13 protein-coding genes are annotated in these 13,714 nt (G+C 41.4%); 3 read left to right on the forward strand and 10 right to left on the reverse strand.

Translation table 11 applies throughout. The features are described from left to right. Nucleotides 1-37: 37 nt before the first annotated feature. The 7 genes from ispH to murJ form a co-directional block, all read right to left on the reverse strand. Nucleotides 38-982: a 4-hydroxy-3-methylbut-2-enyl diphosphate reductase gene (gene ispH, locus CZ809_RS15430; protein ID WP_080158467.1), complete on the reverse strand. Its 945-nt coding sequence runs from the start codon at nt 980-982 to the stop codon at nt 38-40. A 12-nt stretch (nt 983-994) separates the two neighbouring features. Further along, entirely contained in the window at nt 995-1,429 is a 435-nt protein-coding gene (gene fkpB / locus CZ809_RS15435; protein WP_080158468.1) for an FKBP-type peptidyl-prolyl cis-trans isomerase, read from the reverse strand. A gap of 112 nt (nt 1,430-1,541) precedes the next feature. After that, nucleotides 1,542-2,048, reverse strand: coding sequence for a signal peptidase II (gene lspA, locus CZ809_RS15440; protein WP_080158469.1), 507 nt, complete (start codon nt 2,046-2,048; stop codon nt 1,542-1,544). A gap of 158 nt (nt 2,049-2,206) precedes the next feature. Continuing rightward, nucleotides 2,207-2,731: a signal peptidase II gene (gene lspA, locus CZ809_RS15445; protein WP_080158470.1), complete on the reverse strand. Its 525-nt coding sequence runs from the start codon at nt 2,729-2,731 to the stop codon at nt 2,207-2,209. Beyond that, nucleotides 2,731-5,571 carry an isoleucine--tRNA ligase gene (ileS, locus tag CZ809_RS15450; protein WP_080158471.1) on the reverse strand — a complete coding sequence of 947 codons (2,841 nt, stop codon included), beginning with the start codon at nt 5,569-5,571 and terminating at the stop codon, nt 2,731-2,733. Before ileS ends, lspA (CZ809_RS15445) begins: the two co-directional genes overlap by 1 nt. Nucleotides 5,572-5,576: 5 nt before the next feature. After that, nucleotides 5,577-6,539, reverse strand: a complete 963-nt coding sequence (gene ribF / locus CZ809_RS15455) for a bifunctional riboflavin kinase/FAD synthetase (protein WP_080158528.1) — start codon at nt 6,537-6,539, stop codon at nt 5,577-5,579. A gap of 186 nt (nt 6,540-6,725) precedes the next feature. Next, nucleotides 6,726-8,288, reverse strand: a complete 1,563-nt coding sequence (gene murJ, locus CZ809_RS15460; RefSeq protein WP_199190798.1) for a murein biosynthesis integral membrane protein MurJ — start codon at nt 8,286-8,288, stop codon at nt 6,726-6,728. Between the two features lie 207 nt (nt 8,289-8,495). Here murJ and rpsT point away from each other — a divergent pair, with 207 nt between their 5' ends. Together rpsT and CZ809_RS15470 are read left to right on the forward strand one after the other, a co-directional pair. Next, nucleotides 8,496-8,756, forward strand: coding sequence for a 30S ribosomal protein S20 (rpsT, locus tag CZ809_RS15465; protein ID WP_036796485.1), 261 nt, complete (start codon nt 8,496-8,498; stop codon nt 8,754-8,756). 149 nt (nt 8,757-8,905) lie between these two features. After that, entirely contained in the window at nt 8,906-9,559 is a 654-nt protein-coding gene (locus CZ809_RS15470; RefSeq protein ID WP_080158472.1) for a DUF502 domain-containing protein, read from the forward strand. 72 nt (nt 9,560-9,631) lie between these two features. On the opposite strand, the gene nhaR is transcribed toward CZ809_RS15470, so the two are convergent. From nhaR to nhaA, 3 genes are all read right to left on the reverse strand, one after another. Further along, the gene (gene nhaR, locus CZ809_RS15475; RefSeq protein WP_080158530.1) at nt 9,632-10,516 is read right to left on the reverse strand and encodes a transcriptional activator NhaR; all 885 of its coding nucleotides are present in this window, start codon (nt 10,514-10,516) and stop codon (nt 9,632-9,634) included. Between the two features lie 118 nt (nt 10,517-10,634). Further along, nucleotides 10,635-10,877: a hypothetical protein gene (locus CZ809_RS15480; RefSeq protein ID WP_080158473.1), complete on the reverse strand. Its 243-nt coding sequence runs from the start codon at nt 10,875-10,877 to the stop codon at nt 10,635-10,637. Nucleotide 10,878: 1 nt separating this feature from the next. Further along, a complete protein-coding gene (gene nhaA / locus CZ809_RS15485) occupies nt 10,879-12,036 on the reverse strand; it encodes a Na+/H+ antiporter NhaA (protein WP_080158474.1) in 1,158 nt (385 codons plus the stop codon). Nucleotides 12,037-12,561: 525 nt separating this feature from the next. On the opposite strand from nhaA, the gene CZ809_RS15490 reads away from it, so the two are divergent. Next, complete coding sequence (locus CZ809_RS15490; protein WP_080158475.1) at nt 12,562-13,704, forward strand: Na/Pi symporter; 1,143 nt, start codon at nt 12,562-12,564, stop codon at nt 13,702-13,704. Nucleotides 13,705-13,714: the final 10 nt, after the last annotated feature.

Raw genomic sequence — 13,714 nt, forward strand, 5'->3', positions numbered from 1 at the left:
TTTCACTGAGGCTCATCGTTAACTAACAAACACTGTCTTAGATATTTTTCACTTGTAATTCTCGTGGTACTTCAAAGAACATGTTTTCTTCTCGACCGGATAATTCTTCAACATCAGCGGCATTAGTGAGCTGTTTAATTCGTGTAATGATTTGGTTCACTAACTCTTCAGGCGCTGAGGCCCCCGCAGTAACACCCACGACATTCAGACCTTCAAGCCATTGTGGATCAATATCTTCAGCACTATCAGTTAAATAAGCGGGTGTACCTAATTTCACTGCAAGTTCACGTAATCGATTTGAATTTGATGAATTTTTAGAACCGACAACAATCATAGCATCAACAGTTGCAGCCATTTCACGCACCGCATCTTGACGATTTTGGGTTGCATAACAGATGTCATCTTTACGCGGGCCTTGAATCTCTGGAAACACCTGGCGTAGACGATCAATAACATCAGCAGTTTCATCAACCGATAACGTTGTTTGACTAACAAAATGCAAGTTTGACGGATCTTTTACGACGAGCATATCGACATCTTCTGGTTTTTCAACCAAATACATACCACCGTCATGATTAGCATATTGTCCCATGGTGCCTTCCACTTCAGGATGACCCGCATGACCAATTAATACCACTTCCATCGCTTTACGGCTTGCACGTGCAACTTCCATATGAACTTTAGTCACTAACGGACAGGTTGCATCAAAGACCGTTAATTGACGTGCTTTCGCTTCATTCCTAACCGCTTGTGATACCCCATGAGCTGAGAAGATAACAATATTGTCGTCAGGCACTTCGGTTAGATTCTCGACAAAAATAGCACCGCGCTGCTTTAGCCCTTCAACAACGAAACGGTTATGAACCACTTCATGACGCACGTAAATAGGTGGCTGATACATTTCTAATGCACGTTCAACAATGCTAATCGCACGATCAACACCAGCACAAAAACCACGGGGATTTGCGAGTAAGATTTTCATCAATAATGGCTCTTAACGTTCAATGGAGACAACTTCGACCTCAAAGGTAACTGTTTTGCCTGCTAATGGATGATTAAAATCAACGGTGACAGAATCACCCACTACTTGTGTAATTATTCCAGGAATATCATGTCCATCAGGGCCAGTAAAAGCGATAATACGCCCCACTTCAGCGGGAGTATCAGCACTAAACTTACTCAATTCGACATGGTGAATATTATTGGGATTTGAAGGGCCAAAAGCATCTTCAGGCGCTAAATCAAACTGTTTTTTTTGTCCCGCTGCTAAACCTAATAAACATTTTTCAAAGTTCTCAGTTAAACTACCATCACCGATACGAAAAATGACCGGTTTAGCATTAGCGAACGTCGATTCAGCCACCGTCCCATCAGCTAATTTGATTGAGAAGTGCATCAACACTTCACTATTATCCTTGATCACTGACATATATTATTCCCTACTCTTAGTTACTACTATTTAACAACAAAGTGCCGCGGGTATCAACGTATGGACACTAGGGTTTTATCGCTACTCACGAATAACAATCCGCTTTCAAACCTCAACTCGTCTTTTTCAAGCTGCTTAATAGATATAATATTACGCCACAAAAAATAGCCACATCGGCTAAATTGAAAATAGCAAAGTGATGGTTTTTATAATGAAAATCTAGAAAATCAATCACAAATCCATACTGTATACGATCAAAAAGATTACCCAGTGCGCCGCCAATAATAAAAGCACAACCAATATTATGTGCCGTTTGAGTAATTGAAGCCTGTCGCATTTTATAACTTAAAAAACCACAAGCAACGACAGCAATCAGGGCTAACAACCATCGTTGCCAACCGCCTTCAGTACTAAGAAAGCTAAACGCGGCCCCCGTATTATGAACATAATACAGACTCATAAATGGCAATACCGTAATCGGCGTTGAGCCATTAACCGTCATTGTGCCAATAATAAAAACCTTACTCAGGTAATCAATCATAAAAATAATTATGGCCAACCATAGCCAGCGAAGGCCTGAGCGTTGATCAAATTTTGAGTGTAACTTTACGTTAGACATTTGATACTCCTTAATGATGCCATAGGAGCGCCGCGACAACCTGGCAGCGTTACTACCTGCAATGTGTTATTTCCAAACATAAACCATCAGAATATTAATCAAAAAAAAACGCCACCAGTCAAAACAGGTAGCGTTTTATTTTAATAACGAATTAAAACTTAGTGAGCTTTAACTGCTTTATCAGCTTTAAAGCCATCAAGAATTAACAATACAGCACCCAAACAAATGGCTGAATCGGCAATATTAAATGCAGGCCAATGATAACTACCGTAATAGAAATCAAGAAAATCGACCACAAAACCATGGTAAAGGCGATCAAATAAGTTACCTAACGCGCCACCAATGATCAACGCATACGCAATATTAGCCATTTTATTGGTTACTGGCGTACGACGCATCCACAATGTTAATAAGCCACAAACACCAAACGCAATCGCTGCAAACAACCATCGTTGCCAACCACCCGCACTACTTAAAAAACTAAATGCGGCACCAGTATTGTGCACATACAGTAAATTAAAAAACGGCGTGATCTCAATCCGGTTTGGCCAGCCATAGCCCATCGTGTCCATCACCAATAGCTTAGTGCCATTGTCGATAATAAATACCAGAATCGCTAACCATAGCCAGCGAATACCCGATTGTTTAAGCGTCAACGCTTGCTGAGGTGCTGAATTAGTCATTAGGCAAATTTACGCTCTTCGCCGTCGCCATCGATGTTAGTTACACAACGACCACACACTTCTTCGTGTCCAGCAATAGTGCCTACATCAGCAACATGGTGCCAACAACGCTCACACTTCGCCGCTTCAGAAGCATTCACTGTCACAAATAATCCTTCGATATCTGTTTCTTGTGCGCCTTCAGGCTTGCTATCAGCAACCACAACGTGTGCTTTTGATGTTAGCAATACAAAACGTAATTCGTCTTCTAGCTTATTCAGTTTAGCGGCAAGCTCTGCATTTGCAGCTAGCGTTACTTCTGCTTGTAGTGAACCACCGATAACTTTTTCGCTACGTGCAGTTTCAAGTAACTTGTTCACAGCACCACGAACTTGTTGAATCTCAGCCCAGAAATCGTTGTTTAGCTCTTCATTTTCAGCAAGACCGAATAAACCGTCGAACCACTCACCAGTAAACACGAATTGATCACGCTTACCTGGCATTTCGTTCCAGATTTCATCGGCTGTGAATGACATGATAGGTGCCATCCAACGAACAAGTGCTTCTACGATATAGTAAAGCGCAGTTTGACAACTACGTTGTGCATGACCACCACGTTTTGCTGTGTACTGACGGTCTTTAATCACGTCTAAGTAGAAAGAACCCATTTCCACTGAACAGAACTGCATTAAACGCTGAGTTACTGTGTGTAGATTGTAGTCTTCGTATGCTTTAACGATCTCTTCTTGAGCCGCCATTGCACGACCTACAGCCCAGCGATCCAGTGCAACCATTTCTTCAACAGGCACACAATCAGTTTCAGGATTGAAGCCATTTAAGTTAGCAAGGAAGAAACGTGCAGTGTTACGAATACGACGGTAAGCATCTGCTGAACGCTTAAGAATTTCGTCAGAAACAGCCACTTCACCCGTGTAGTCAGTTGATGCAACCCATAGACGAAGAATATCAGCGCCAAGCTTGTTAGTGACATCTTTCGGTGCAACCACGTTGCCCACTGATTTCGACATCTTACGGCCTTGACCATCAACCACGAAGCCGTGTGTTAACACTTGCTTGTACGGGGCTTTGTCTTTCATCGCTACAGATGAAATCAATGATGACTGGAACCAACCACGGTGTTGATCTGAACCTTCTAGGTAAAGATCTGCTGAATGACCATGAAATTCAGGACGGCTATCAACCACAGAGAAATGGGTAACACCTGAGTCAAACCATACATCAAGAGTATCAAGTACTTTCTCGTAAATCGCTGCATCTTCTGCGCTCATTACGTCAGTCAGTTCTAGATCCCACCAAGCTTGAATACCCTTTTGCTCAACAAGCTGTGCTACTTTTTCAATTAGCTCAGATGTTTGTGGGTGAAGCTCTTGCGTTTCTTTATGGATAAATAAGGCAATTGGCACACCCCAAGTACGTTGACGAGAGATACACCACTCAGGGCGACCTTCGATCATACCTTCGATGCGGCTTTGGCCCCATTCAGGCATCCATTGTACGCTCTTGATTTCTCCTAATGCTTTTGCACGCAGACCAGCTTTCTCCATTGAGATAAACCACTGTGGCGTTGCACGGAAGATAATTGGCGTTTTATGGCGCCAGCAATGTGGGTAGCTGTGAGTGATCTTAGAGAAATGTAATAATGAACCATGTTCACGTAATACATCTACAACCACTTCGTTTGCTTTAAATACGTGTTGACCAGCAAAGATCTCAGTATCAGGTAAGTAAACACCGTTACTACCTACAGGGTTAGCAATTTCAAGATTGTATTTTTGACCTACCACGAAGTCTTCTTGACCGTGGCCAGGTGCAGTATGTACACAACCTGTACCAGATTCAGTGGTAACGTGATCAGCAAGCACAACTGGTACATCAAAGCTGTAGAATGGGTGATTAAAGCGCATTAGCTCTAATTCTTCACCTTTACAGAAACCTAGGATTTCTGACTCTTCAAAGCCAACACGTGCCATTACTTCTTTTACAAGCTCTGCCGCTACGATTAAACGTTGTGGTTGAGTGTGTACATCTGTAACAGGTGTTTGTACCAATGCGTATTCAAGATCAGCACTCACAGCAACACCGCGGTTAGCAGGCATTGTCCATGGTGTCGTTGTCCAAATAACAATCGACACGTCGCCTTCACCTTGGTCAGCAACACAGCCAAACTTCGCTAATACCGCAGCTTCGTCTACCGCTTTAAATTTAACGTCGATAGATAGCGATACTTTATCTTGGTATTCAACTTCAGCTTCAGCCAATGCAGAACCACAATCAGTACACCAATGAACAGGTTTAAAACCTTTAAGTAGGTGATCTTTATCTGCGATTTTACCTAGTGCACGAATGATGTTCGCTTCAGTGCCGAAATCCATTGTACGGTATGGCTTGTCCCACTCACCTAGAACACCTAGACGCATGAAACTTTCTTTTTGACCTTCAACTTGGCCTGCCGCGTAAGCACGACATTTCTCGCGGAATTCAGCTGCCGTTAATTTTTGACCCGGCTTACCAAATTTCTTTTCTACCATTAATTCAATTGGTAGACCGTGACAGTCCCAACCTGGGATATACGGTGAATCAAAGCCAGAAAGCGTCTTTGATTTAATAATAATATCTTTAAGAATCTTGTTTAACGCGTGACCGATGTGAATATCACCGTTAGCGTAAGGAGGGCCATCGTGTAATACGAAAGATTTTTTACCTTTCTTAGCTTTACGAATTTCACCGTAAAGATCTTCATCATACCAACGCTTAAGCATTGCAGGCTCACGTTGAGCTAGGTTGCCTCGCATCGGAAACCCTGTTTCAGGCAGGTTCAGGGTATCTTTATAGTCACTCATGGATTCTAGATTCCGTTACTTGGGCGAAGTTGGACATTATTACGCTCAGACAGCCACACCCGTGCTGCTTGAGCATCTCGTTCGATTTGTAATTTCAGCGCATCGAATGATTCAAATTTTTTTTCGTCACGCAACTTATGGCGCAACACGACTTCAAGCTGACGACCATAAAGATCCGCTTGATAATCAAATAGGTGTACTTCAAGTTGCTGTCGTACACCTTTTACCGTTGGTCGGTGGCCAACATTAGCCACACCAGCAATAGGCGCGGCGGTAATACCCAATACTTCAACCGCATAAACCCCTGCGACAGGTGTTACGCGACGTTTAAGTGGAATATTCGCTGTTGGAAAGCCGATAGTACGGCCTAATTTTCTTCCGTGTGAGACACGGCCACGAATACTGTATGGTCGACCAAGCATTTGTTCTACTTGATCTAATTCATTATTCGCTAAAGCGTGACGAATTGCAGTACTGCTTACTCGCTGCTCAGAAACACAAAAACTTGTTGTACTAATTACTTCAAATCCGTATTTCTTACCAGCGGCCACCAGCATCGCAAAATCACCACGTCGCTCTTGACCAAAACGAAAGTCATCACCAATAACCAGAAATTTAACACCCAATTGCTTTACCAACAAGCATTCGACGAAATATTCAGCAGTCATTGATGCAAAATGATGATTAAAATTAACACACAATAATCGATCAATACCGACTTTTTTCAATTCTACATATTTCTCGCGAAAACGGGTCAACCTTGCTGGGGCTTTATTACCCGCAAAAAGCTCTTGTGGTTGCGGTTCAAACGTCATTACCGTGGCGGCTAACCCCATTGAGTGCGCTTTGGCTATGACTTGTTTAAGCAACGTTTGATGGCCAAGATGGACACCGTCAAAATTGCCAATGGTCAGCACACAACCATGATGGCGTGGCTGAATATTGGGTATACCTCGAATTAATTCCATAGGTAATTTAACTATGTCAGTACTCATAAGGCTATTTGCTCATCCTACAATAAGATCACTTGTTTATATGATGACCAATAACAGCCAAAAAAATTAATAACTGCGGTAACTAATCCACCACCATTACGGTTAAAAACCACTTTTTAGCGTAACGCTGGTGAATTATATACTACTCGGCGGTTTCAATCAGCTCTCTGCACGCAGATGACGCGGGCGAACACCCAAAACAATGGCACACAACAGATAAATACTACTACCGCCTAAAATCAAGCCAAAGAGCCATACAACACGCTCAAATAAATGGAACGCTAGCCATTGCTCGGTAGAAGGACTGAACCATAATAATCCACTGACCATGACTGCGCCTGCAATGACTAATCGCAGTACAAACAATAATGTCTGGCGACTCACTCGGTAAATATTTTCTTTATGTAAACCTCGGTATAACAACCCTGCATTTAGCAATGCTGATAACACACTCGCAATGGAAAGGCCGACATAACCATAAAATGGTGCAAAGATACCGTTAAAGACCATATTGCTAACCATGGCAATAATACCAATTTTCACTGGCGTTTTGGTATCTTGACGAGCGTAATAACCAGGGGCAAAAATTTTAATCAACATGTAGTTAAGTAAACCAGCTGATACCACCCACAGTGACATTGCGGTTTGATTGACATCATAAAGATCAAATTCACCGCGCATGAACATCACCATCAACATCGGTTTGGCTAAGGTGATCATACCGAGCATCGCAGGAATACCCAAGATCAACACCATTCGCACTCCCCAATCCATCGTATCTGCAAATTGTTGAGGTGATTTATCAACATGTTTACGCGACAAGGCAGGTAAGATCACGGTGGCAATCGCAATACCAAATAAACCTAACGGGAATTCTAATAAACGATCAGAGTAATATAACCAACTGATTGAACCGGTCATTAGAAAACTGGCAATTAACGTATCGAGCAATAAATTGATTTGCGTAACCGAAACACCAAACAGTGCTGGTAGCATTAATTTACGTATTTTCGTCACCCCAGGGTCATTCCAGCCCCATTGTGGTCGAACTAAATACCCTTCTCGATATAAAAATGGCAATTGAAAACAAAACTGCACTAAACCACCGATAAAAACACCAAGTGCTAAACCAATTTCTGGCTTGGCTAGATGAGGCGCAATAAATACCGCACAGCCAATAATGGCGATATTAAGAAACACCGGCGTAAACGATGAAATCGCAAATTTACCCAATGTGTTTAAAATAGCACCTGATAATGCTACAAAAGTCACAAACCACAGATAGGGAAAAGTAATTTTCAGCAATAAACTGGCTAACTCAAATTTTTCAGCTCCGGGAGACGTCCCTTGCATCCAATCCCAAAACCAACCAAAACCAAATAATGCCGTAACGGCACCAGATCCTAATACCCCGAGCAAGGTCACTATGGTAACAATACCACCCAGTGTACCTGCAGCACGTGCAATTAATAATCGGGTTCGATCAACATCGCCAGCTGCATGGTACTCAGTTAATACTGGTACGAAGGCTTGCGAAAAAGCCCCTTCAGCAAAAAGACGGCGTAAAAAGTTAGGAATTTTGTTGGCAAAGAAAAAAACATCGGCCGCAGCCCCTGCTCCCATGAGGTTAGCCACTACCACATCTCGGACCAAACCGAGCACGCGAGACACTAAAGTCATGGCGCTAACTATCATTCCAGAGCGTAAAAGACGCTTACTCACAAAAAAACCTCATAAAAGATGTTCAGAAAGGTGACTTCTGAATCGAAATACTGGTAAAATCTGTCGCCATATTAACCGTGTTAATCCGCAAGTGCCAACTAGATTGGTATGGCGGTTATTTGCACGAATCATTTGACAATGATTAAGATTAAGGGCATAGTCCTCGGCCTTAAATTGTCACCATACCAAGATTTGGGAGTTACACCCTTGGCAAATATCAAATCTGCTAAGAAACGTGCACTAACTTCAGAAAAACGTCGTCAGCATAACGCTAGCCGTCGTTCTATGATGCGCACTTTCTTCAAGAAAGTAATTATCGCTATTGAAGCTGGTAATAAAGAAGCTGCAACACAAGCTTTCGCTGAAATGCAACCTGTTATGGATCGCATGGCTACTAAAGGCCTGATCCATAAGAACAAAGCTGCACGTCACAAAGCTCGTCTAACAGCGAAAATCAAAGCTCTTTAATTTTAATTAATGAGTCTAGATTAAAAAAAACCGACCTTAGGGTCGGTTTTTTTATGTCTATTTATTAACCATTGCCTATAAAACTAGCATTTAGAGACAAAATCTTGTTAATTTTATAGCTGAATTTATTTCACATCTTCGAGCATAAAATGAAAAAAACGCTGTTACGCGGCTTGTTCAACGTTCTGCCGCTAGTATTAAGTATTTGGTTATTCTGGTCACTTTTTGAGTCATTAGATGAAGTAGGCAATTTTTTATTTGGTCTAGTTCACATTACCGAACTCTTCAAAGGTGCGGGTTTTTTACTCATTTTGATCTTATTGTTCGTTGCTGGATTACTTTTTTCTGTCAGCCCTATCGCATGGCTATATGATTTTGTGATTCGCCAATTGATGCGATTTCCATTTTTTAAAACGGTTTATAGCAGTATTAATGATATTGCCTCACTGATGAGCAGTGACAATAAAAATAAGAGCCAGCAAACCGTGCTAGTGCATCAAGCTAATAATACCTACGTAGTAGGGTTCATTATGTCTAACGACACGCCAGAACCGCTTACAAACGCATTACCTGATGGAAATTGGGTACCGGTATTGTTTCCACTTAGCTATCAAATCGCGGGGATTACAACGCTGGTGAAACGTGAGGACTTAACGCTCGTTGATTGGTCGTTTGAAGATGCAATGCGTTATAACTTAACGGCCGGCATTTCAATTTCAGCCAAAGATAAAGAAGAGAAAGAGAAAGAGAAAGAGAAAGAAAAAACCACTACCGACGCTACCACGACAAAAGCACCGTTATAGTAGCAACGATTAACGCCTTACTATTATTGTTTCTAATTGAAATGTATAAGGCGTTAATAGATCATCAATACATTAAAATAATGTACTAAAATCAGCGGCACAAATGCGTTTTACTGCTGGGTGCATGATCATTCGCTCAGCAAAAATAACAAAATATTCATCACAAATATCTGTCACTCGCTTTACTTCATAAAGGCGACTATTGCTAGTCAATTCATCGGCATAAATAGACGGCGCGATAAACATCGATTTATGATAACAGGCAAACGCCTTCATTAGCGCAGCATCATCAAACTCACCTAAAATATTTGGCGTAATACCTTGTTGATCAAACCATTGATGCAATTTGCGTCCCATTGCGGAACGGCGACTAGGTACCAACAACTTATAATCTTCAATACACGCCGGAAAATCTGCATCAGATAAATCGTCGGTACAAAAAAAACTCATCGCTGATTCACCCAATTTTTTACTGTATAAACCTGGATTTTGGGTCGAGCTCACCGGACAATCCGATAAAATCATGTCCAATTTATGTTGAGATAACTGCTCTAACAACATTTCGTGGGTTGATTCAAAGCAACTTAATTGAATGCGTTGATCGTTAGGAATGCCTTCTAACAACACTTGACTCACTAACCGTTTTGACAACGCATCAGCCACGCCCACTTCAAATAATTGGTTATCTCGTTGAGTGTAATTAATGCGATCGAGCATTTGATAGCTTAAATCAAACATCTTATCAGCATATTTAAACACTAATTGACCAAGCTCTGTTGGTTCAATATTACGTCCAACGCGTTTAGTTAGCTTACCTTTGAGGCGATCTTCTAATGATCGAATCTGACCCGTCACCGTCTGTGGGGTTAGAAATAATGCATCAGCAGCTTTCGTTACTGAACCTTGCTTGCAGACCATCCAAAAATAATAAAGATGGTTATAATTTAAGTGAGACATTGCCGCTATTTTAAATAAAAAAACCCAGCGGCAAAGCTTACGCTGTGCCTCTGGGCTGTTCAATCTTTGACGGCATAAATTACAATAAAATCAAACCAAGATCGTATTTAAATTATAATTAACGTTGCTGTCGTTCTAAGTTACGTACTCGTTCGCCGCCACGCTGTTCTAATGCTCGTTGACGAAATGTACTTTCATTATCAACTGTCGTGGTTTTAACGACTGTCGCTTTGGCGTCGTTGATCCCTTGTAAGTACGCTTGGCATAACTCAGAACGATCGCCATTAATACACTGCTGATAATCTGCAGCAACACTGGGTAGTGAAAATAAACACGTGATAATAACTAGCAACGTTTTCATATTACACCTCTGATTTAGGTAGTGTTTTACTCAACATTATGTAACCAACGACAGCGGCAACTGTTGAACCTAATAAGATTCCAAGTCGTGAATAAGTTGCAAAACTCTCGTCTGCACCAACAAATGCCAGTGATGAAATAAAGATCGACATGGTAAAACCGATGCCACACAGTACTGACACTGCAAAAATATGCTTAAAGTTAATTCCATCTGGTAATTTAGCTAATCCTGTTTTCACTGCAATAACACATGCAGTAAATATGCCGACAGGTTTACCAATAAATAATCCAGCCGCAATACCCACAGGTAACATTGACGATAGGCTTGCCAGTGATACCCCTGTTAATGAAATTCCCGCATTTGCAAATGCAAATAATGGCAAGATTAAGAAAGCAACATAAGGGTGTAATGCATGCTCAATTGTTTTAAGCGGTGAATGGGTATCTGTACGGCCATCTTTGCCCGCTAATGGCACTGCAAAACCTAACACAACACCCGCTAATGTGGCGTGAACACCTGATTGCAGCACGCTGAACCATAAAATAGCACCGACAATTAAGTACAGTGGAATGCTGGTGATATTCTTCAGGTTCATAATAACCAGTGTCGCTGTTGCAGCAAAGGCCACGGTGAGCGCAATAGTTGATAAATCAGAACTATAGAATAAAGCGATAATAACAATCACGCCTAAGTCATCAATGATGGCTAATGCTAATAAGAACACTTTTAGACTTACCGGAACACGGTTACCCAGTAATGCCATCACACCCAATGCAAAAGCAATATCGGTTGCCGCTGGAATCGCCCAGCCTTTAACCGCCATTGGATCGCCGTAATTAAATGCGGTATAGATTAACGCAGGGGCAATCATACCGCCCACCGCAGCAATAGCAGGAAAAATAGCCTTTTCTTTAGTATTTAGCGCACCTTCAATCAGCTCACGCTTCACTTCTAATCCAATCAAGAAAAAGAAAATCGCCATCAGACCATCATTGATCCAATGTGCTACTGATAATCCTGCAATATAGCTATGTAGCGTATCGGTATATAACGATGCCAATGGTGAGTTAGCAATAACCATTGCAATTAATGCGGCGATAATAAGAATAATACCGCCAGCTGATTCTAATTTAAGAAACTTACGAATAGCATCGGTCATCAACCGTTACTCCTTTAACTATATTGTTCACGCGATCCAAGCAACCCTAACTTATAGGTTAGCTAAATACTTGGTCATCTCAATTAAATTTAGTGTAAACGGCAGTCTTACTAACTGAAAAATCGTTTGTATAGATATAAATACTCGGTAAAACCGAAAGGTTGTGGTTATAGCGCTACTATATCCGTACTGTTAAGTTGTCGTTTTTCATTATCTTTATACTAAAAACAAAATAAATCGCAAAATTTTACTTTTAATAAGTATATTTTTGTAATTTTTAACGCTAAAAACAAAAAATATTGAAAACTATTAAAAACCAATTAGAAACAATCTACTAGGGCATATTAATGCAACCTGACATTGTATAATTTAATCGGTTGCCCTCTCATTTCCCTGACAAACCCCAAACAAATATCCATTTATGACACTCAGTGTAATATTTCTGAAATATAACCAAACTACTATTCACGCAGATTTCAACAAAATGACACCAAAACGACATATTCCTGTCATGGAGAAATGATTATGACTACCCAAGCCACTACTGCTGCATCTAAGTTCAGCTCTATGCGTTGGGTCCGCTGGGCCAACCTAGCGTTCATGCTATATTTGTTACTCGTTGCTGTATCTATGGTCAGCGGCGGCTTTAAATGGTCTGTAGGCGAACAAGCAAAAACATTATTTGAGTTTGCCTCTCACCCTGTTGCAGGCTTAATGATTGGTCTGATTGCTACCGCACTTATTCAATCATCAAGTACAGTAACCTCAATTATCGTTGGTCTTGTGGCGGGTGGTTTACCTGTCGAAACGGCTATTCCAATGGTAATGGGTGCTAACATTGGCACCACATTAACAAATACATTAGTTAGTTTAGGTCACGCTCGTTGTAAAGAAGAATTCCGCCGCGCATTTGCAAGTGCGACGGTACACGATTTCTTTAACTTATTAGCGGTTGCCATTTTCCTACCATTGGAAATGATGTTTGGTATTCTTGATAAGTTATCAGGTTGGTTAGTGTCACCGTTCTTAAAAGCGGGTGACATGAGCATGAACGGCATGGATTTCATGAAGCCGTTAACGCAACCAGCCGTTGATTTAGTAAAAGGTCCACTAGAAGTATTTGGTCATAACGGTGGTTTTGGTCTGATCGTTCTAGGTATTGCGTTAATTTTTGTCTCTATCACGTTAATGGGTCGCCTAATGCGAGGCCTAATGGTAGGTCGTGCACGTGATATTCTAAAGAGCGCAATCGGTCGTGGTCCATTACATGGTATTGCTTCTGGTACTGCGGTAACCGTACTTGTGCAGTCATCATCAACAACAACAAGTTTGATGGTACCTCTTGTTGGTACAGGTGTATTAACAGTACGTGAAGTTTACCCGTTTACCCTTGGTGCAAATATCGGTACGTGTATCACAGCTCTACTAGCAGCAACGGCAGTATCAGGCGAACATTCAGTGTTTGCACTACAGATTGCACTGGTGCACTTATGCTTTAACGTGTTAGCGACAGTATTGATTTACGGCGTACCGTTCTTACGTGAAATTCCACTTAAGTGCGCGTTCTTCCTTAGCGATTTAGCAACGAAGAATAAAGCCGCTGTTGCGGGTTACCTTGGCCTAGTGTTCATTGCAATCCCAGGTTCAATCCTAGCGTTTACTGCTTAATCGTTACGCT

The sequence above is a fragment of the Photobacterium piscicola genome (assembly GCF_900166965.1).
GTDB classification, from domain to species: Bacteria; Pseudomonadota; Gammaproteobacteria; order Enterobacterales; family Vibrionaceae; genus Photobacterium; species Photobacterium piscicola.

Bases quoted from the DNA above. Each gene is read 5' to 3' on its own strand.
- ispH (WP_080158467.1), bottom strand. From the start codon at position 982: ATGAAAATCTTACTCGCAAATCCCCGTGGTTTTTGTGCTGGTGTTGAT.
- fkpB (WP_080158468.1), bottom strand. From the start codon at position 1,429: ATGTCAGTGATCAAGGATAATAGTGAAGTGTTGATGCACTTCTCAATC.
- lspA (WP_080158469.1), bottom strand. From the start codon at position 2,048: ATGTCTAACGTAAAGTTACACTCAAAATTTGATCAACGCTCAGGCCTT.
- lspA (WP_080158470.1), bottom strand. From the start codon at position 2,731: ATGACTAATTCAGCACCTCAGCAAGCGTTGACGCTTAAACAATCGGGT.
- ileS (WP_080158471.1), bottom strand. From the start codon at position 5,571: ATGAGTGACTATAAAGATACCCTGAACCTGCCTGAAACAGGGTTTCCG.
- ribF (WP_080158528.1), bottom strand. From the start codon at position 6,539: ATGGAATTAATTCGAGGTATACCCAATATTCAGCCACGCCATCATGGT.
- CZ809_RS15470 (WP_080158472.1), top strand. From the start codon at position 8,906: ATGAAAAAAACGCTGTTACGCGGCTTGTTCAACGTTCTGCCGCTAGTA.
- nhaR (WP_080158530.1), bottom strand. From the start codon at position 10,516: ATGTCTCACTTAAATTATAACCATCTTTATTATTTTTGGATGGTCTGC.
- CZ809_RS15480 (WP_080158473.1), bottom strand. From the start codon at position 10,877: ATGAAAACGTTGCTAGTTATTATCACGTGTTTATTTTCACTACCCAGT.
- nhaA (WP_080158474.1), bottom strand. From the start codon at position 12,036: ATGACCGATGCTATTCGTAAGTTTCTTAAATTAGAATCAGCTGGCGGT.
- CZ809_RS15490 (WP_080158475.1), top strand. From the start codon at position 12,562: ATGACTACCCAAGCCACTACTGCTGCATCTAAGTTCAGCTCTATGCGT.